Annotated in this window: 19 protein-coding genes and 1 pseudogene; 11 read left to right on the top strand and 9 right to left on the bottom strand. The window is 60.8% G+C overall.

Going from position 1 to position 16,989, the window contains the following annotated elements; all coding sequences use genetic code 11:
- Positions 1-245 precede the first annotated feature (245 nt).
- From J5M57_RS13985 to cysG, 6 genes are all read left to right on the top strand, one after another.
- Positions 246-2,654 carry a DNA translocase FtsK gene (locus J5M57_RS13985; RefSeq protein WP_083366298.1) on the top strand — a complete coding sequence of 803 codons (2,409 nt, stop codon included), beginning with the start codon at positions 246-248 and terminating at the stop codon, positions 2,652-2,654.
- Between the two features lie 67 nt (positions 2,655-2,721).
- Complete coding sequence (gene lolA / locus J5M57_RS13980) at positions 2,722-3,342, top strand: outer membrane lipoprotein chaperone LolA (RefSeq protein WP_207849207.1); 621 nt, start codon at positions 2,722-2,724, stop codon at positions 3,340-3,342.
- 190 nt (positions 3,343-3,532) lie between these two features.
- On the top strand, positions 3,533-4,855 hold the full coding sequence (locus tag J5M57_RS13975; protein WP_064587012.1) for a replication-associated recombination protein A: 1,323 nt from the start codon (positions 3,533-3,535) through the stop codon (positions 4,853-4,855).
- Complete coding sequence (gene crcB, locus J5M57_RS13970; protein ID WP_064587013.1) at positions 4,855-5,229, top strand: fluoride efflux transporter CrcB; 375 nt, start codon at positions 4,855-4,857, stop codon at positions 5,227-5,229. Before J5M57_RS13975 ends, crcB begins: the two co-directional genes overlap by 1 nt.
- 15 nt (positions 5,230-5,244) lie before the next feature.
- Entirely contained in the window at positions 5,245-6,525 is a 1,281-nt protein-coding gene (gene serS / locus J5M57_RS13965; RefSeq protein WP_207849208.1) for a serine--tRNA ligase, read from the top strand.
- Positions 6,526-7,920, top strand: a complete 1,395-nt coding sequence (gene cysG, locus J5M57_RS13960; protein ID WP_207849209.1) for a siroheme synthase CysG — start codon at positions 6,526-6,528, stop codon at positions 7,918-7,920.
- 93 nt (positions 7,921-8,013) lie between these two features.
- On the opposite strand, the gene J5M57_RS13955 is transcribed toward cysG, so the two are convergent.
- From J5M57_RS13955 to J5M57_RS13920, 8 genes are all read right to left on the bottom strand, one after another.
- Complete coding sequence (locus tag J5M57_RS13955; protein ID WP_207849210.1) at positions 8,014-9,015, bottom strand: glutathione S-transferase family protein; 1,002 nt, start codon at positions 9,013-9,015, stop codon at positions 8,014-8,016.
- Positions 9,016-9,106: 91 nt separating this feature from the next.
- On the bottom strand, positions 9,107-10,108 hold the full coding sequence (locus tag J5M57_RS13950; RefSeq protein WP_083366293.1) for a glycosyl transferase family protein: 1,002 nt from the start codon (positions 10,106-10,108) through the stop codon (positions 9,107-9,109).
- Complete coding sequence (locus tag J5M57_RS13945) at positions 10,105-10,440, bottom strand: TusE/DsrC/DsvC family sulfur relay protein (RefSeq protein WP_169840599.1); 336 nt, start codon at positions 10,438-10,440, stop codon at positions 10,105-10,107. Before J5M57_RS13945 ends, J5M57_RS13950 begins: the two co-directional genes overlap by 4 nt.
- Positions 10,437-10,730 (bottom strand): sulfurtransferase complex subunit TusB, encoded by a 294-nt coding sequence (gene tusB, locus J5M57_RS13940; protein WP_207849211.1) that lies wholly within the window; start codon positions 10,728-10,730, stop codon positions 10,437-10,439. The genes J5M57_RS13945 and tusB overlap by 4 nt, the downstream gene beginning before the upstream one ends.
- A complete protein-coding gene (tusC, locus tag J5M57_RS13935; RefSeq protein ID WP_064587020.1) occupies positions 10,730-11,086 on the bottom strand; it encodes a sulfurtransferase complex subunit TusC in 357 nt (118 codons plus the stop codon). Before tusC ends, tusB begins: the two co-directional genes overlap by 1 nt.
- A gap of 1 nt (position 11,087) precedes the next feature.
- Positions 11,088-11,480 carry a sulfurtransferase complex subunit TusD gene (gene tusD, locus J5M57_RS13930; protein ID WP_207849212.1) on the bottom strand — a complete coding sequence of 131 codons (393 nt, stop codon included), beginning with the start codon at positions 11,478-11,480 and terminating at the stop codon, positions 11,088-11,090.
- Positions 11,481-11,672: 192 nt separating this feature from the next.
- Positions 11,673-12,377 carry a YoaK family protein gene (locus J5M57_RS13925; RefSeq protein ID WP_207849213.1) on the bottom strand — a complete coding sequence of 235 codons (705 nt, stop codon included), beginning with the start codon at positions 12,375-12,377 and terminating at the stop codon, positions 11,673-11,675.
- 14 nt (positions 12,378-12,391) lie between these two features.
- Positions 12,392-12,721 (bottom strand): DUF6388 family protein, encoded by a 330-nt coding sequence (locus J5M57_RS13920; protein WP_064587022.1) that lies wholly within the window; start codon positions 12,719-12,721, stop codon positions 12,392-12,394.
- 135 nt (positions 12,722-12,856) lie between these two features.
- On the opposite strand from J5M57_RS13920, the gene J5M57_RS13915 reads away from it, so the two are divergent.
- Positions 12,857-13,207 (top strand): hypothetical protein, encoded by a 351-nt coding sequence (locus J5M57_RS13915; protein ID WP_041074236.1) that lies wholly within the window; start codon positions 12,857-12,859, stop codon positions 13,205-13,207.
- A 94-nt stretch (positions 13,208-13,301) separates the two neighbouring features.
- Here the strand turns inward: J5M57_RS13915 and J5M57_RS13910 are convergent, their stop codons facing one another.
- Complete coding sequence (locus tag J5M57_RS13910) at positions 13,302-13,727, bottom strand: GNAT family N-acetyltransferase (RefSeq protein WP_207849214.1); 426 nt, start codon at positions 13,725-13,727, stop codon at positions 13,302-13,304.
- Between the two features lie 147 nt (positions 13,728-13,874).
- Between J5M57_RS13910 and J5M57_RS13905 the strand changes: the two genes are divergently transcribed.
- From J5M57_RS13905 to J5M57_RS13890, 4 genes and pseudogenes are all read left to right on the top strand, one after another.
- On the top strand, positions 13,875-14,312 hold the full coding sequence (locus J5M57_RS13905; protein ID WP_027614687.1) for a hemerythrin domain-containing protein: 438 nt from the start codon (positions 13,875-13,877) through the stop codon (positions 14,310-14,312).
- Between the two features lie 222 nt (positions 14,313-14,534).
- The gene (locus J5M57_RS13900) at positions 14,535-15,170 is read left to right on the top strand and encodes a lytic polysaccharide monooxygenase auxiliary activity family 9 protein (protein ID WP_083366286.1); all 636 of its coding nucleotides are present in this window, start codon (positions 14,535-14,537) and stop codon (positions 15,168-15,170) included.
- Between the two features lie 40 nt (positions 15,171-15,210).
- A pseudogene (locus J5M57_RS13895) lies at positions 15,211-16,212 on the top strand (chitinase); the annotation flags it as partial.
- A 154-nt stretch (positions 16,213-16,366) separates the two neighbouring features.
- A complete protein-coding gene (locus J5M57_RS13890; RefSeq protein ID WP_169840594.1) occupies positions 16,367-16,957 on the top strand; it encodes an NUDIX domain-containing protein in 591 nt (196 codons plus the stop codon).
- Positions 16,958-16,989: the final 32 nt, after the last annotated feature.

Genomic DNA, 16,989 nt, shown 5'->3' with positions numbered 1-16,989 from the left:
GTGGTATTGGCTATGCTCAGCTATGGGGTTTGAAGCATGGCATCAGCCGCACAAACCCGTACAATGCCGGGCTGTTACAGAATATTTGCCGAGCGCTGTGTTTATAGCTGTGTTTATAAAAGCTGCGGCACAGTGTTAAAAGTAGTCTCAGTTGCGCCGGTTCACTTTTTTACCTGCCTGGATTGGGCAGTTTTTTATCGTCATTCAATAGATGGACGCGCCCCGGGCGCAGGAAAAGAAGCGTTTTGAAGAAATCCACCGCAGCACCAAAAACAGTCGTTCCGCTCTGGCGCCAGCAATTGCACTACCGGCTCAAGGAAGGTGCATTGATCGCCATCGGTGCCTTGTGCCTGTTCCTGATGATGGCCTTGCTGACCTACGGCAAGGACGATCCGGGCTGGAGCCACAACAGCAAGATCGACGACGTGCAGAACTTCGGCGGCCCGGCCGGTTCTTACAGCGCCGACATCCTGTTCATGGTGCTGGGTTACTTCGCGTACATCTTCCCGTTGCTGCTGGCGATCAAGGCGTATCAGATTTTCCGCCAACGCCACGAACCCTGGCAGTGGAGCGGCTGGCTGTTCTCCTGGCGCCTGATCGGTCTGGTGTTCCTGGTGCTGTCCGGTGCTGCGCTGGCGCATATCCATTTCCACGCCGCCACCGGTCTGCCGGCCGGCGCGGGCGGGGCGCTGGGCGAAAGCCTTGGCGATCTTGCGCGTAACGCACTGAATATCCAGGGCAGCACGCTGCTGTTCATCGCGCTGTTCCTGTTTGGCCTTACGGTGTTCACCGACCTGTCCTGGTTCAAGGTGATGGACGTCACCGGCAAGATCACCCTCGACCTGTTCGAGCTGTTTCAGGGGGCACTCAATCGCTGGTGGTCGGCCCGCACCGAGCGCAAGCAACTGGTCGCACAACTGCGTGAGGTTGATGACCGCGTCCATGACGTGGTCGCGCCGACCGTCACCGACAAGCGCGAGCAGGCCAAGGTCAAGGAACGTCTGATCGAACGCGAGCAGGCCCTGAGCAAGCACATGTCCGATCGTGAGAAGCAGGTGCCGCCGGTCATCGCCCCGGCGCCGGTCAAGGCGCCCGAGCCAAGCAAACGCGTGCAGAAAGAGAAACAGGTGCCGTTGTTCGTCGACAGCGCCGTGGAAGGCACCTTGCCGCCGATCTCGATCCTCGATCCTGCGGAAAAGAAACAACTCAATTATTCGCCTGAATCCCTGGCAGCAGTCGGCCACCTGCTGGAAATCAAGCTCAAGGAATTCGGCGTCGAGGTCACTGTGGACTCGATCCACCCGGGCCCGGTGATTACCCGTTATGAAATCCAGCCGGCTGCCGGCGTCAAGGTCAGCCGCATCGCCAACCTGGCAAAAGACCTCGCACGTTCGCTGGCGGTGACCAGTGTGCGCGTGGTCGAGGTTATTCCGGGCAAGACCACGGTCGGTATCGAAATTCCCAACGAAGACCGGCAGATCGTGCGTTTCTCCGAAGTCCTGTCGACCCCCGAGTACGACAACTTCAAGTCGCCGGTCACCCTGGCGCTGGGCCACGACATCGGCGGTAAGCCGGTCATCACTGACCTGGCGAAGATGCCGCACCTGCTGGTGGCCGGTACCACCGGTTCCGGTAAGTCGGTGGGTGTGAACGCGATGATCCTGTCGATCCTGTTCAAGTCCGGCCCCGAAGACGCCAAGCTGATCATGATCGACCCGAAAATGTTGGAATTGTCGATCTACGAAGGCATTCCGCACCTGCTGTGCCCGGTGGTCACCGACATGAAGGACGCCGCCAACGCCCTGCGCTGGAGCGTCGCCGAGATGGAGCGCCGCTACAAACTGATGGCGAAGATGGGTGTGCGTAACCTGTCCGGCTTCAACGCCAAGGTCAAGGAAGCCCAGGACGCCGGCGAGCCGTTGAGCGATCCGCTGTACAAGCGCGAAAGCATTCACGACGAAGCGCCGCTGCTGCAGAAGCTGCCGACCATCGTCGTGGTCGTGGACGAATTCGCCGACATGATGATGATCGTCGGCAAGAAGGTCGAAGAGCTGATCGCTCGTATCGCGCAGAAGGCGCGTGCTGCCGGCATCCACTTGATCCTGGCGACCCAGCGGCCGTCGGTGGACGTGATCACCGGTCTGATCAAGGCCAACATTCCGACCCGCATGGCGTTCCAGGTGTCGAGCAAGATCGACTCGCGGACCATCATCGACCAGGGCGGCGCCGAGCAGCTGCTCGGTCACGGTGACATGCTCTACATGCCGCCGGGCACCAGCCTGCCGATCCGTGTTCACGGCGCGTTCGTTTCCGACGATGAGGTCCACCGTGTGGTGGAAGCGTGGAAACTGCGTGGCGCACCGGAATACAACGACGACATCCTCAACGGTGTCGAAGAGGCGGGCAGCGGTTTTGAAGGCAGCAGCGGTGGCGGCGACGGCGATGATCCGGAGACCGACGCGCTGTATGACGAAGCCGTGCAGTTTGTACTGGAAAGCCGCCGGGCGTCGATTTCTGCGGTACAGCGCAAGCTGAAGATCGGTTACAACCGTGCTGCGCGGATGATTGAAGCCATGGAAATGGCCGGCGTCGTCACCTCAATGAACACCAACGGTTCGCGTGAAGTCCTGGCCCCGGGCCCGGTTCGCGACTGATTGCAAAAGCAAGAGGCGGGACAATGATGTGCCGCCGCTCTCCCCACGAGTATTCAAGAGGACTCCCATGCGTCTTATCCGCATGCTGTTGCCAGTACTGGCACTGACCACGTTCACGGCCCACGCCGACGACAAGGACGTGGCACGTCTGACCCAATTGCTGGAAACATCGAAAACCCTGACCGCGAACTTTTCCCAGCTGACCCTGGACGGCAGTGGCACGCAGTTGCAGGAAACTCGCGGTGATATGGTCCTGCAGCGTCCAGGCCTGTTCTACTGGCATACCGAAGCGCCAAACGAGCAGACCATGGTCTCCGACGGCAAGAAAGTCACCCTGTGGGACCCGGATCTGGAACAGGTGACCATCAAGAAGCTCGACGAGCGTCTGACCCAGACCCCGGCGCTGCTGCTGTCCGGTGATGTGTCGAAGATCAGCCAGAGCTTCGAGATCAGTGCGAAAGAGGCGGGCGGTGTGATCGACTTCACCCTCAAGCCGAAGACCAAGGACACCCTGTTCGACAGCCTGCGCCTGTCGTTCCGCAATGGTCTGGTCAATGACATGCAACTGATCGACAGTGTCGGCCAGCGCACCAACATCCTGTTCACCGGGGTGAAGGCCAACGAAGCCGTGCCGGCGTCGAAGTTCAAGTTCGACATCCCGAAGGGTGCTGATGTTATCCAGGAATAAATCCCGGATCCCCGGTTGGGCTCTTGTGGCTTGGAGCTTTTGTGGCGAGGGAGCTTGCTCCCGCTGGGGCGCGGAGCGGCCCCGCTCTTGAATCAAAAGCGAGGACTGCTCCGCTGTCCAGCGTGAGCAAGCTCCCTCGCCACAGGTATTCCAACAGGTTTCAGAAAATCAGAGGTTTCAACGCTACGTGATGGATCTGTTTCGCAGTGCACCGATTGCCCAGCCACTGGCCGCGCGTTTGCGTGCGACCAATCTGGATGAGTATGTCGGTCAGGAGCACGTGCTCGCTCGCGGCAAGCCTCTGCGTGAGGCGCTGGAGCAGGGTGCCCTGCATTCGATGATCTTCTGGGGCCCGCCGGGTGTGGGCAAGACCACCCTGGCGCGGTTGCTCGCGGAAGTCTCGGATGCGCACTTCGAAACGGTCTCGGCAGTGCTCGCCGGGGTCAAGGAGATCCGTCAGGCGGTTGAAATCGCCAAGCAGCAGGCTGGTCAGTACGGCAAGCGCACGATTCTGTTCGTCGATGAAGTGCACCGCTTCAACAAGTCCCAGCAGGATGCGTTCCTGCCGTACGTGGAAGACGGCACGCTGATTTTCATCGGCGCCACCACCGAAAACCCCTCGTTCGAACTCAACAACGCCCTGTTGTCGCGGGCCCGCGTGTATGTGCTGAAAAGCCTCGACGAAGCGGCGCTGCGCAAACTGGTGCACCGTGCACTCACTGAAGAGCGCGGGCTGGGCAAGCGCAACCTGACGTTGAACGACGAAGGCTTCCAGATGCTGCTGTCCGCCGCCGACGGCGATGGTCGACGGCTGCTCAACCTGCTGGAAAATGCCTCGGACCTCGCCGAAGACAACAGCGAGATCGGCACCGAGCTGCTGCAAAGCCTGCTCGGCGACACCCGTCGGCGCTTCGACAAGGGCGGCGAAGCGTTCTACGACCAGATATCGGCGCTGCACAAATCGGTACGCGGTTCCAACCCCGATGGTGCGCTGTACTGGTTCGCGCGGATGATCGACGGCGGTTGCGATCCGCTGTACCTGGCCCGGCGCGTGGTGCGCATGGCCAGCGAAGACATCGGCAACGCCGACCCGCGTGCGCTGAGCCTGTGTCTGGCAGCGTGGGAAGTTCAAGAACGTCTCGGCAGTCCGGAAGGCGAGTTGGCGGTGGCCCAGGCCATCACCTATCTGGCCTGCGCGCCGAAAAGCAACGCGGTGTACATGGGCTTCAAGACCGCCCTGCGCGCGGCCGCCGAAAACGGCTCGCTGGAAGTGCCGCTGCACCTGCGCAACGCGCCGACCAAGCTGATGAAACAATTGGGTTACGGCGACGAATACCGTTATGCCCACGACGAGCCGGACGCCTATGCCGCTGGCGAAGATTATTTCCCGGAAGAGCTTGAGCCGATCCCGTTCTATCAACCGGTGCCCCGTGGCCTGGAATTGAAGATTGGCGAGAAGCTCAATCACCTCGCGCAACTCGACCGTTTAAGCCCAAGACAGCGGAGAAAATAGTGCTTCCATTGATCATTGCAGTCTCCGCCGGCGGGATCGCCGGTACCCTGTTGCGCTTCGCCACGGCCAATTGGGTCACGGCCAATTGGCCGCGGCACTTCTATACCGCGACGCTGGCCGTTAATATCGTGGGCTGTCTGCTGATTGGCGTGTTGTACGGCCTGTTTTTGATACGCCCGGAGGTGCCGATCGAGGTGCGCGCCGGGTTGATGGTCGGCTTCCTCGGGGGGCTGACGACTTTTTCATCCTTTTCACTGGATACGGTGCGCCTGCTGGAAAGCGGGCAAGTGCCGCTGGCCCTGGGCTATGCGGCACTCAGCGTATTCGGCGGGCTGCTCGCGACGTGGGCCGGCCTGTCTTTGACCAAACTTTGATAACGAGAAACCGACATGCTCGATTCCAAACTGTTACGTAGCAACCTTCAGGACGTAGCGGACCGCCTGGCTTCCCGTGGCTTTGCCCTGGATACCGCGCGCATCGAAGCGCTGGAAGAACAGCGCAAGACCGTCCAGACCCGCACCGAAGCACTGCAGGCTGAGCGTAACGCGCGTTCCAAGTCCATCGGTCAGGCCAAGCAGCGCGGCGAAGACATTGCACCGCTGATGGCGGACGTCGAGCGCATGGCGGGCGAACTGAGTGCCGGTAAAGTCGAGCTGGACGCGATCCAGACCGAACTGGACTCGATCCTGCTGGGTATCCCGAACCTGCCGCATGAATCGGTGCCGGTTGGCGAAGACGAAGACGGCAACGTCGAAGTGCGCCGCTGGGGCACGCCGACCGCGTTCGAGTTCGAGGTCAAGGACCACGTCGCCCTGGGCGAGAAGTTCGGCTGGCTGGATTTCGAAACCGCCGCCAAGCTGTCCGGCGCACGTTTCGCCCTGCTGCGTGGCCCGATCGCCCGTCTGCACCGCGCTCTGGCGCAGTTCATGATCAACCTGCATGTCAACGAGCACGGCTACGAAGAGGCCTACACGCCTTATCTGGTTCAGGCCCCGGCGCTGCAAGGTACCGGTCAACTGCCGAAGTTCGAGGAAGACCTGTTCAAGATCGCTCGCGAAGGCGAAGCCGATCTGTACCTGATCCCGACCGCCGAAGTGTCGCTGACCAACATCGTGGCCGGTGAAATCGTCGATTCGAAACTGCTGCCGATCAAGTTCGTCGCCCACACCCCGTGCTTCCGCAGCGAAGCCGGCGCATCGGGCCGTGACACTCGCGGCATGATCCGTCAGCACCAGTTCGACAAGGTTGAAATGGTCCAGATCGTCGAGCCTTCGACGTCGATGGAAGCGCTGGAAAGCCTGACCGCCAACGCCGAGAAAGTCCTGCAACTGCTGGGCCTGCCTTACCGCACCCTGGCGCTATGCACCGGTGATATGGGCTTCAGCGCCGTGAAGACCTACGACCTCGAAGTGTGGATTCCGAGCCAGGACAAATACCGCGAGATCTCGTCGTGCTCCAACTGCGGCGACTTCCAGGCCCGCCGCATGCAGGCGCGTTTCCGCAACCCGGAAACCGGCAAGCCTGAACTGGTACACACCCTCAACGGTTCGGGTCTGGCCGTCGGCCGTACCCTGGTGGCCGTGCTGGAAAACTACCAGCAGGCCGACGGCTCGATCCGCGTTCCGGACGTGCTGAAGCCTTACATGGGTGGCCTTGAGGTCATCGGCTAAATGAAATATCTGCCGCTGTTTCACAACCTGCGCGGCAGTCGTGTGTTGGTCGTCGGTGGGGGGGAAATTGCCTTGCGCAAATCCCGCCTGCTGGCCGATGCCGGTGCGCTGCTGCGGGTGGTCGCACCTGAAATCGAAAGCCAATTGCGGGAACTGGTCATCGCCAGCGCTGGCGAGTGCCTGCTGCGTGGTTACGTGGAAGCGGACCTGGACGGTTGCGGGCTGATCATTGCTGCCACCGACGATGAAGCGCTGAATGCGCAAGTTTCCAGCGATGCTCATCGGCGTTGCGTACCGGTCAACGTGGTGGACGCGCCGCAATTGTGCAGCGTGATCTTCCCGGCGATTGTCGACCGTTCGCCACTGATCATCGCGGTGTCCAGCGGCGGCGATGCGCCGGTGCTGGCGCGGCTGATTCGCGCCAAGATCGAAACCTGGATTCCTTCGACCTACGGCCAACTGGCCGGACTGGCTGCGCGTTTCCGCAATCAGGTGAAAAACCTGTTTCCGGACGTGCAGCAACGTCGCGGGTTCTGGGAAGACGTGTTTCAAGGCCCGATTGCCGACCGGCAACTGGCCGGGCAGGGTGCCGAGGCCGAACGTCTGCTGCAAGCCAAGATCGATGGCGAAGCGGACATCACCACCGGTGAGGTGTACCTGGTAGGCGCCGGGCCGGGCGATCCGGATCTGCTGACCTTCCGCGCCTTGCGCCTGATGCAGCAAGCCGACGTGGTGCTGTATGACCGCTTGGTCGCTCCGGCGATTATTGAGCTGTGCCGTCGCGACGCAGAGCGGATCTACGTCGGCAAGCGTCGCGCCGATCACGCGGTGCCGCAGGATCAGATCAATCAACAACTGGTGGATCTGGCCAAGGCTGGCAAGCGTGTGGTGCGGTTGAAGGGCGGTGATCCGTTTATCTTCGGTCGCGGCGGTGAGGAGATCGAAGAGCTGGCGGCCCATGGCATTCCATTTCAGGTGGTGCCGGGGATCACGGCGGCCAGCGGTTGCGCGGCGTATGCCGGGATTCCGCTGACCCATCGCGATTACGCGCAGTCAGTGCGGTTCGTCACCGGGCACCTGAAGGACGGCTCCACCGATCTGCCATGGGCCGACCTCGTCGCTCCGGCGCAGACGCTGGTGTTCTACATGGGCCTGGTCGGTCTGCCGAGCATTTGCGAACAGTTGATCAAGCATGGACGTGCAGCCGATACCCCGGCGGCGTTGATCCAGCAGGGCACCACGGTCAATCAGCGGGTCTTTACCGGCACGCTGGCCGACCTGCCACGCCTGGTGGCGGAGCATGAAGTGCATGCGCCGACATTGGTGATCGTCGGTGAAGTAGTGCAACTGCGCGAGAAACTGGCGTGGTTCGAGGGCGCTCAGGCGCAAGTGTGAGTCAAAGCAAAAAGATCGCAGCCTGCGGCAGCTCCTACATGAGAATGCGTTCCCTGTAGGAGCTGCCGCAGGCTGCGATCTTTGCTTGTGCTGTTAGCCTTTCAACCAAACTCCTTCGCCAGCCAGCCGCGCCCGATCATGCGCCATGCTGAAGTCCTGCTTCGGCCCCCTCGGCACAATCCCTGTCGGATTGATGGTCTTATGACTGCCGTAGTAGTGGTTTTTGATGTGCTGAAAATCCACCGTCTCGGCAATCCCCGGCCACTGATACAGCTCGCGCAGCCAGTTCGACAGGTTCGGATAATCGGCAATCCGCCGCAGGTTGCACTTGAAGTGACCGTGGTACACCGCATCAAAACGAATCATCGTGGTGAACAAACGGATGTCCGCTTCCGTCAGGTACTCACCCGACAAGTAGCGATTGGCGCCCAGCACCCGCTCCAGATGATCGAGTTCGGCAAACACCTCATCGAACGCCTCTTCGTAAGCCTGTTGCGACGTCGCAAAGCCGGCGCGATACACGCCGTTGTTCACTGCCGGATAGATCCGCTCGTTCAGCGCGTCGATCTCACCGCGTAGCGGTGCCGGGTAGAAGTCCAGCTCGTTGCCGGTCAGGCCATCGAAGGCGCTGTTGAACATGCGGATGATCTCTGCCGATTCATTGCTGACGATGCGCTTGAGCTTCTTGTCCCACAGCACCGGCACCGTGACGCGGCCTGTGTAGTCCGGGGTGTCGGCGGTGTAGCGCTGGTGCATGAAGTCGAAGTGATCGAGCTTGTCGCCGGTCGAGCCGAGGGCCTTGTCGAAGGTCCAGCCGTTTTCCAGCATCAGCCAACTGACCACGGACACGTCGATCAGGCTTTCCAGGCCTTTGAGCTTGCGCAGGATCAGCGTGCGGTGTGCCCACGGGCAAGCGAGCGACACATAGAGGTGATAGCGCCCGGCTTCGGCGGCAAAACCGCCTTCACCGCTCGGCCCGGGCCGGCCGTCAGCAGTGACCCAGTGGCGGCGCTGCGCCTGTTCGCGCTGGAACGCGCCGTCCTTGCTGCTTTCGTACCACTTGTCCTGCCAGTGGCCATCGACGAGTAAACCCATGATCCAGACTCCTGATTCCAATAAGCGTTGGAGCCGAGTCTATTCCGATGAGTTCGAACAAAAAGCGCAAAGATCGGGCGTCGATGATCGGTTAAATCGATTTGTTCCGCGCGGCCCAGTACTGCTCGGCGGTGGCGAACGCTTGTTCACGACTTTGACCGAGACCGCGCAGGGCCAGGGCCATGGTCGAGATCAAGGCCATGTGCGGATAGCTGTCGACCACCTCGCCGCGCCACACAGCCTTGAGATGTTCAACGTCCAGCGTGGCCGGTTTGACGTGGCGCTGGCTCGACAGCTGCGGCCACTCCTCGTCCCAACTCTCGCCGCCGGCAGTGCCGTACAGGTGACTGTCGGCATCCGGGTTGATCTCGATTTCGCCGCCATCGCCTTTGACCACGATCGCCGTATCACCAAGCAGGCCGCTGGCGTCGCGGTGCACCGCTTGATAACCCGGGTGGAAAATACTTTGCAGGCCACACCTTGCGCGCAGCGGGTTGAGAATCCGCGCCAGCGAATGGATCGGCGAGCGCAGGCCCATGGTGTTGCGCAGGTCGATCATCTTCTGCAACTGCGGCGCCCAGTCCATCAGCGGCATGAACGCCAGGCCACCGTTGTCCAGCGCACTGCCGACCTGCTGCCAGGTGCGGCACAGGGGAATGCTCAGCTCGCCGAGCAGTTGTTCGGTGTACAAGCGCCCGGCGGTGTGCGCGCCGCCGCCATGCATGAAAATCCGTACGCCGTTTTGCGCCAGGCACTTGGCTGCCAGCAGGTACCACGGCAGATGACGTTTCTTGCCGGCGTAGGTCGGCCAGTCCAGATCGACGTTGAGCGCCGGCGCCTGCAAGCGTTCGCGCAAGGCTTCGGTGAAACCGGCCATTTCCTCGGCGCTTTCTTCCTTGTGCCGCAACAGCATCAGGAACGCGCCGAGCTGGGTGTCTTCGACCTTGTCGTCGAGCACCATGCCCATCGCCTCCCGGGCCTCCTCGCGGGTCAGGTCGCGGGCGCCGCGCTTGCCCTTGCCGAGGATTCGCACAAATTGCGCGAACGGGTGTTCGGCGGGTGTTTCGAGGGTCAGCGCTGGAAAGTCGGTCATAAGCAATTCGTCGGTTTGGGCAGGCCCGCCAGTTTCGCGGCGAGTTTGGCAGGGGTGCCTTTGAACAGTTGGTTCAGATGCTGGCTGTTGCCTTTCTCCGGACCGAGTTTCAGTGCGGTGTACTTGACCAGCGGCCGGGTGGCCGGGGACAGCTGGAATTCGGCGTAGAAGCTGCGCAGCAGTTCGAGGACTTCCCAGTGTTCGGGCGTCAGTTCGATGTCTTCAGCAGCGGCGAGGGCGCTGGCGACGTCATGGGACCAGTCGTCGAGGTCGACCAGAAAGCCATCCTTGTCCAGTTCGATGGCGCGGGCGCCGACAGTCATCGCGTTCATAGCCAGCTGTTGACCTTGTCGTGGTGGATCGACAGTTCGACAAAGGCCGGGTAATCGATGGCTTCGGCCCAGTCCGGCAGTTGCACGGCGCGCGCCTGCGCATCTTCGGCCAGGACAAACAGTTTCAGCTGACGGCTTTGCAGCTCGGTGAACGGTGCGGTGCCGGGTTGCAGGGCATACACCGCGTCACCGGAAAGCAGCAAGGCGTCGGCAGCGCCGAGCAGGCGCAGGCAACTGGTCAGGCGCTCGTCGCCGAACGGGGAATGAGACAACACATGCAAAGTCGACATCAGAGGGTGATCACCTGGTCGTAACGGTCAATAAGGGCGGTGATTTGTTCGGCGGCGAGCGGTTGCGCCTCGTCCAGCGACCGATCGCTCAGGCCCCGAGTGCTGGCGCTGTCGGCGCAATAAAACAGCGCTTCGACGCCGAACATCGGCAGCGCCTGCAGGTTGGCGCTCAGGTCTTTCTGCTGCAGGGCCTTGGCGTTTTGCCCGGCGGCGAGTTGCAGCACGCCGTCATCGAGAAACAGCAAGCCGATCGGCAGATCGAAGGCGCCACCGGCCAGCACGATGTCCAGCGCTTCGCGGGCGCCGGGGCCGGACCATGGCGATTGGCGGCTGATGATCAACAGGGATTTGGCCATGTCACGCGCCTCCGAAACAGATCAGTCGATCGGCGTCCTGCACCGCATCGTGCAACTGGCCGAGGCCGGACAGTTCCCATGGCGCGCTGACCGACACCGCGTTACGCTGATAGCGCTTGGCTTCTTCGGCGTTCAATGCACCACGGCGCAAGGCCGCGGCGATGCACACCACGCCGTCCAGTTGCCGCTCGGTGATGAACGCGCGCCATTGTTTGGGCAGGTCCAGTTCGTCCTGCGGGGTGACCACCGCGTCGGAGGCGTTGTAGACGCCATCCTGATAGAAAAACAGCCGGACAATCTCATGCCCCCCGGCCAGTGCCGCCTGCGCAAACAGCAGGGCACGGCGCGAGGAGGGCGCATGGGCGGCGGAAAACAGCGCAATGGCGAACTTCATGACGGACTCGATCAGCAAAACTGCGGCCATGATAAAGCTTTATCGGTGTAGCGGCGAAACCCAAGTTGCCTGAGTGCATGCCCCTGTCGGCGCTGTCGAGTGAAACGAGGCTGCGATCTTTTGATTCTGATCGTTGAAATCAACATCAAAAGATCGCAGCGTGCCGCAGCTCCTACGGTATGTAAGGCGTTTTCAACGAGGCATATAGCCCAGTTGCCAGCGCCGCGGAATGGTCAGCGACAGCACGCCCAACACCGCCGCCAGCAAGCCGCTGACGAACAAGGCCTTCAGCCCCAGATGATGTTCCAGCACTGCCCCCAGAATCGCGCCGATGAACATGCCAGTCCACGGTACCAGTTGCACCCGCCAGCCGTTCCGGCGTTCGCCGAGCATCCAGCGCCCCAGTCCACGGCCGAACCGCGACAGCGCCCCGGTCACGTAAGTCAGGCCCACCGGCAGACCGTTCACTTCCTCGACCGCCGCGTTGAGCATGCCCATCGCGACGATCGCCGCCAGCAGCGCCGGCAGTTGCGTGTCAGAGGGCCAGGCGGCCGCCGCGCAGAGCAGGGTGGCGATGCACAGCAATAGCGGCAGGGTGCGCCGCCCGCCCAGGCGCCCGATCACAATCCCCAAGGCATTACCGATCACGAATGTGACGACGAGGATGACCAGGCGCAACGTCAGCCCCAGATCGCCGTCACTGATGGCCACCGCCAGGCGCGTGGTGTTGCCGCTCATGAACGAAACAAAATCGCCGCTGGCCATGAAGCCGATGGCGTCGGTCATGCCTGCCAATACCGAGAGCGCCGCCACCAATGACAAGCCGATCCGCCCGCGCCACTTTTTTGTGTGCAGGTGCTTGGGGCTGGCGCGGTTGCTCGTGGCGGAAGGCAGCATGAGAGTCCTTGCGGTTACGTTTTCAGTTCATACAACTCGCAATATTCCAGCCAATCGAGGCCGGCCATTTCCGCCACCTCGCGGTGCACGTCCATGCGTTGCGCCTGATATTCCTCAGGGGTGGCGGCGGTCAACTGCAGGGTCAGTTCCCAAGCGAACAGTCCCAGGTTCTCAGCTTCGGCTTCAAACGCTTCATTCAAGCGTTCTTCGCGGTACTGGGCCTGGGTCTCACCCTTGGCCTGGGCTAATAAAGGATTGAGATGATCGAGGGTTTCGCGCAGTTCGGGACGCGCGTCGAGAAACAGTTTCAGAGCCTGTTCGTGTCGCTGGTCGGTGGGCGCCATATGCGTTCCTTTGTGAGGCTGATGACCGTAGGGTGCCGCAGCAGACCGTGCCTGTCGCGCTATAAATGCAGTAAAGCAGAACGATTTTGCCTGCCGCGATGATACAGTCCGCTTTTTTCTGAATGAGCGAATGCAATGCGAATTCTGATGGTAGCGCTGGCCGCAACCGTGCTGGCTGGCTGCGCGGGTTCGGTGATGGACGATTCTCGCACCAAAGCCCCGTACAAAGTCCTGACCTCGGACAAGCCCGAGAAAGTCGTGGCCCAGTGCGTGCAATTCGCCTGGCAGGACGAGGCGGTGTTTGGCGTGGACGCCGGGGCGTATCTGCAACCGGGCAAGAAGGGCGGCTCGACGGTGTATACGCGTTCGGCGGAGTCGTTTGTCGACGTGACCAGCGATGCCTCGGGCACGGTGCTCAATTACTACGTGCAGAAGGATGACTTTGTCGCCAAGCGCCGGTTGGCGGGGTTGGCGACCTGCCTCTGATCATGCGTTGAGGCGGCTGCCGCCATCGCGAGCAGGCTCACTCCTATACAAATCCAGTGGAGGAGTGAGCCTGCTCGCCATGGGGCCAGTGCGTTCAACCGATCAAACGCTTCTGGAAATAATGGCGACTATGCCCAGGCGGGTAATCGATAATCTCGCCAAACTGGCTGAATCCCAGCTTCTTGTAAAACTCCGGCGCCTGAAAATCGAAGGTGTCCAGCCAGATACCCAGGCAGTTCTTCTCTCTGGCCAGATTTTCCGCCATGGCCATCAGTTCCGAGCCGATGCGTTGTCCGCGACCCTGTTCCGGTACGCAGAGCAACTCGATGTACATCCAGGTAAAAATCACCCGGCCGTACAGACCGCCGAGAATCGCGTCGTGTTCATCGCGCACCAGCAGGGCGAACGGTTCCGAAATGCTGCCACCGGTCTTTGCGTCGTTATACGCAATCAAAGGCTCGAGAATAGCCTTGCGTTGTTCTTCCGTAGGGTTCTTCGACAGCTCGATTCGCAACGTCATGCGTAACTTCCTTGTGAGGTGAGCCCGCAGCCTATCCTGCTTGGGGGGCGTCTTCCAAGTCCTCGCACATCCCTTTGGAACCGCCGCTGTCGCGCTGGGGTCTAGCGTTTACAGCGTCATTTCGAACGCGGTTGATGAGGACCCCCCATGAATATTTTCGAAGCCCTTCGCGAAAGCCACGACCGCCAGCGCAGTTACGCCAAAGCCCTGGTCGAAACCAGCGGCGACACCCCGGAGCGGGTTGAAGCCTACAAGCAGCTCAAGGCTGAACTGCAGGCCCACGAAACCGCTGAAGAGCGCCACTTCTACATCCCGTTGATGGAGTTCGACAACGGCGTCGACCTGAGTCGCCACGCGATCTCGGAACATCACGAGATGGACGAGATGATGGAAGAACTGGACGAGACCGAGATGTCCAGCCCGGCGTGGCTGGCAACGGCGAAAAAACTCTCGGACAAAGTCCATCACCACCTCAAAGAAGAAGAGCAGAAGTTCTTCCAGATGGCTGGCAAGTTGCTCGACGACAAACAAAAGGAGCAACTGGCCGGCCAGTACGAAAAGGAATATCAGGCACAGTTGCCATAAGCGATGAATGCCGGTTTTTGCAGCGTCCGCGTGTAGGTCTTTAGCCATGCGTCGGGTCGGTTTTGTCGCAATAGACTGTATATATATCCAGTGTTTTCGGCCTTTTCTCTCAACGAGAGCGGATGCCTGCGACAAAACCGCCGATGGACAAAAAAACCACCTCCGTTAGCTTGAAGGCCTCTCCTCGGACAGGAGAGTTCTTAAATCAACGGAGTGAAAAACATGAATCAACCACAAGCTCAAACGTCATTGCGACACGGTCGCGTCACCTCTCCAGCCAGCCGCGGTGCGGTAGCCATCGAGCAAGGATTGCTCGGTGCCTGGCAGGTCAATGAAATGGAAGGGGGCAAGAACTTCCCGGCGCTGACGGCAGGGCCTTTCCCTGCTCCCTATGGCAGCGACAGTGACAGCGTCACGCCGCCCGGTGATGGTTTCATTCTCAGCGGTGGCAAGACCGATGCCCGAGACTGTGTGAACTTCACCGACGAGGAAATGAGCAAAAAGCTCAACCGTCCTTTCAACTGGCCATTGCTCAGCGTCACCCCGGGCCAGACGCTGGAAGTGAAGTGGGAATACACCGCGCCGCACACCACCCGCGGCTACCGGTGGATGATCACCAAGGATGGCTGGGATCCGAAACAGCGTATTTCCCGTGCACAGCTCGAGGCGCAGCCTTTCGCCGAAGACTTCTACACTCAAGTGCCGTATTACAGCTATCCGGGGGAATTGAAGGCCAAGGTCAATCATTCGGTGAAATTGCCGGCCAATAAAAAGGGCCGTCACGTCATCGTGCTGATGTGGATCGTCGCCAACACCGGCAACGCGTTCTATCAGGCGTTCGACGTCGATTTCAAATAACGGCACAACGCCAAACCCACAAGTTCTGAAGGATTAGAACATGGCAAATATCGACTTCACACTCGTGCAAAACCAGGCAGCCGATGCGGCTTCGCTGATGCCCAGCATCGCCGGCAAGAAGATCCTCATGGGTTTCTGGCACAACTGGCCGGCCGGCCCCAGTGACGGCTACCGTCAGGGCCGCTTCGCGGAAATCGCTCTGGAGGCGGTGCCCAAGGAATACAACGTGGTCGCGGTGGCCTTCATGAAGGGCAGCGGGATTCCCACCTTCAAGCCGTTCAACGTGTCCGATGCCGAGTTCCGCCGCCAGGTTGGCGTGCTCAACAGCCAGGGGCGGGCGGTGTTGCTGTCCCTGGGCGGTGCCGATGCGCACATCGAGTTGCGTGCCGGGCAGGAACAACCGCTGGCCAATGAAATCATCCGTCTGGTGGAAACCTACGGCTTTGATGGGCTGGACATCGATCTTGAACAGAGCGCGATTGATTTCGCTGCCAACAAGACCGTGCTGCCGGCCGCACTGAAACGGGTCAAGGATCACTACGCCGGCCAAGGCAAGCACTTCATCATCAGCATGGCCCCGGAGTTTCCGTACCTGACCAGCAACGGCAAATACGTTGGTTACCTGCAGGCGCTGGAAGGCTACTACGACTTTATCGCCCCGCAGTTTTATAACCAGGGTGGCGACGGGGTCTGGGTGCCGGAGGCCAATAACGGCAACGGCGCCTGGATCGCGCAGAACAACGACGCGCTGAAAGAGGACTTCCTCTACTACCTGACCGAAAGTCTGGTGACCGGTACTCGGGGCTTCACCAAAATCCCGGCGGACAAATTCGTCATCGGCCTGCCGACCAACGTTGACGCCGCCGCCACCGGTTACGTGATCGACAGCACGGCAGTGGGCAATGCGCTCAAGCGCCTGGCGATCAAAGGGCTGGCGATCAAGGGCCTGATGACCTGGTCGGTGAACTGGGACAACGGTGTCAGCAAGGACGGCGTACCGTACAACTGGGAGTTCAGTCGCCGATATGGACCGCTGATTCACAGTGTACGAGCAGCGGCGCAGGAGACGGATGAGGCGTTGTCGCGCCTCGCCCGTTAAACGCAAATGAAGAAGCCCGGTAGCGCTGCCGGGCTTTTTTTGTGGGCGCGTTTATTCGAACATGGGTACTTTCCGATGAAAAAAAGGAACAGGCGTCATGACCAAGACCGCCGAGCGGGTCAACATTGTCGACACTCAGGTGTTGTCCCACGACTGGTACCTGTTGCAGAAAATTACCTTTGACTACCTGCGCAACAACGGCGACTGGCAGCGGCAAACGCGCGAGGTCTACGACCGTGGCAATGGCGCGGCGATCCTGTTGTTCAACCGCGAGCAGCGCACGGTGGTGCTGACTCGCCAATTCCGCTTGCCGGTGTTCGTCAATGGCCACGACGGCTTGTTGATCGAAGTGGCGGCGGGACTGCTCGAGGGTGCTGCACCGGAGCAGCGCATCCGCGACGAGGCCGAAGAAGAAACCGGTTACCGCGTGCACGACGTGAAGAAAGTGTTCGAGGCCTACATGAGCCCCGGCTCGGTGACCGAGAAACTGCACTTCTTCATTGCCGAGTACGACGCCAAGTCGAAGGTCAGCGAGGGCGGAGGCCTGGAAGAGGAAACCGAGGAACTGGAAGTGCTGGAGTGGGGCTTCGATGACGCGTTGGCGGCGTTCGAGCGCGGCGAGATCTGCGACGCCAAGACCATCATGCTGTTGCAGTATGCGGCGATGAATAACCTGTTCAGCGCCTGATTCAACGCAAATCCATTGTGGCGAGGGAGCTT

It is taken from the genome of Pseudomonas sp. 86_A, assembly GCF_017491705.1.
Lineage (GTDB): Bacteria > Pseudomonadota > Gammaproteobacteria > Pseudomonadales > Pseudomonadaceae > Aquipseudomonas > Aquipseudomonas koreensis.
This window is presented reverse-complemented; position numbering and strand designations above follow the sequence as displayed.

Bases quoted from the DNA above. Each gene is read 5' to 3' on its own strand.
- lolA (WP_207849207.1), top strand. From the start codon at position 2,722: ATGCGTCTTATCCGCATGCTGTTGCCAGTACTGGCACTGACCACGTTC.
- J5M57_RS13975 (WP_064587012.1), top strand. From the start codon at position 3,533: ATGGATCTGTTTCGCAGTGCACCGATTGCCCAGCCACTGGCCGCGCGT.
- serS (WP_207849208.1), top strand. From the start codon at position 5,245: ATGCTCGATTCCAAACTGTTACGTAGCAACCTTCAGGACGTAGCGGAC.
- cysG (WP_207849209.1), top strand. From the start codon at position 6,526: ATGAAATATCTGCCGCTGTTTCACAACCTGCGCGGCAGTCGTGTGTTG.
- J5M57_RS13955 (WP_207849210.1), bottom strand. From the start codon at position 9,015: ATGGGTTTACTCGTCGATGGCCACTGGCAGGACAAGTGGTACGAAAGC.
- J5M57_RS13950 (WP_083366293.1), bottom strand. From the start codon at position 10,108: ATGACCGACTTTCCAGCGCTGACCCTCGAAACACCCGCCGAACACCCG.
- J5M57_RS13945 (WP_169840599.1), bottom strand. From the start codon at position 10,440: ATGAACGCGATGACTGTCGGCGCCCGCGCCATCGAACTGGACAAGGAT.
- tusB (WP_207849211.1), bottom strand. From the start codon at position 10,730: ATGTCGACTTTGCATGTGTTGTCTCATTCCCCGTTCGGCGACGAGCGC.
- tusC (WP_064587020.1), bottom strand. From the start codon at position 11,086: ATGGCCAAATCCCTGTTGATCATCAGCCGCCAATCGCCATGGTCCGGC.
- tusD (WP_207849212.1), bottom strand. From the start codon at position 11,480: ATGAAGTTCGCCATTGCGCTGTTTTCCGCCGCCCATGCGCCCTCCTCG.
- J5M57_RS13925 (WP_207849213.1), bottom strand. From the start codon at position 12,377: ATGCTGCCTTCCGCCACGAGCAACCGCGCCAGCCCCAAGCACCTGCAC.
- J5M57_RS13920 (WP_064587022.1), bottom strand. From the start codon at position 12,721: ATGGCGCCCACCGACCAGCGACACGAACAGGCTCTGAAACTGTTTCTC.
- J5M57_RS13915 (WP_041074236.1), top strand. From the start codon at position 12,857: ATGCGAATTCTGATGGTAGCGCTGGCCGCAACCGTGCTGGCTGGCTGC.
- J5M57_RS13910 (WP_207849214.1), bottom strand. From the start codon at position 13,727: ATGACGTTGCGAATCGAGCTGTCGAAGAACCCTACGGAAGAACAACGC.
- J5M57_RS13905 (WP_027614687.1), top strand. From the start codon at position 13,875: ATGAATATTTTCGAAGCCCTTCGCGAAAGCCACGACCGCCAGCGCAGT.
- J5M57_RS13900 (WP_083366286.1), top strand. From the start codon at position 14,535: ATGAATCAACCACAAGCTCAAACGTCATTGCGACACGGTCGCGTCACC.
- J5M57_RS13890 (WP_169840594.1), top strand. From the start codon at position 16,367: ATGACCAAGACCGCCGAGCGGGTCAACATTGTCGACACTCAGGTGTTG.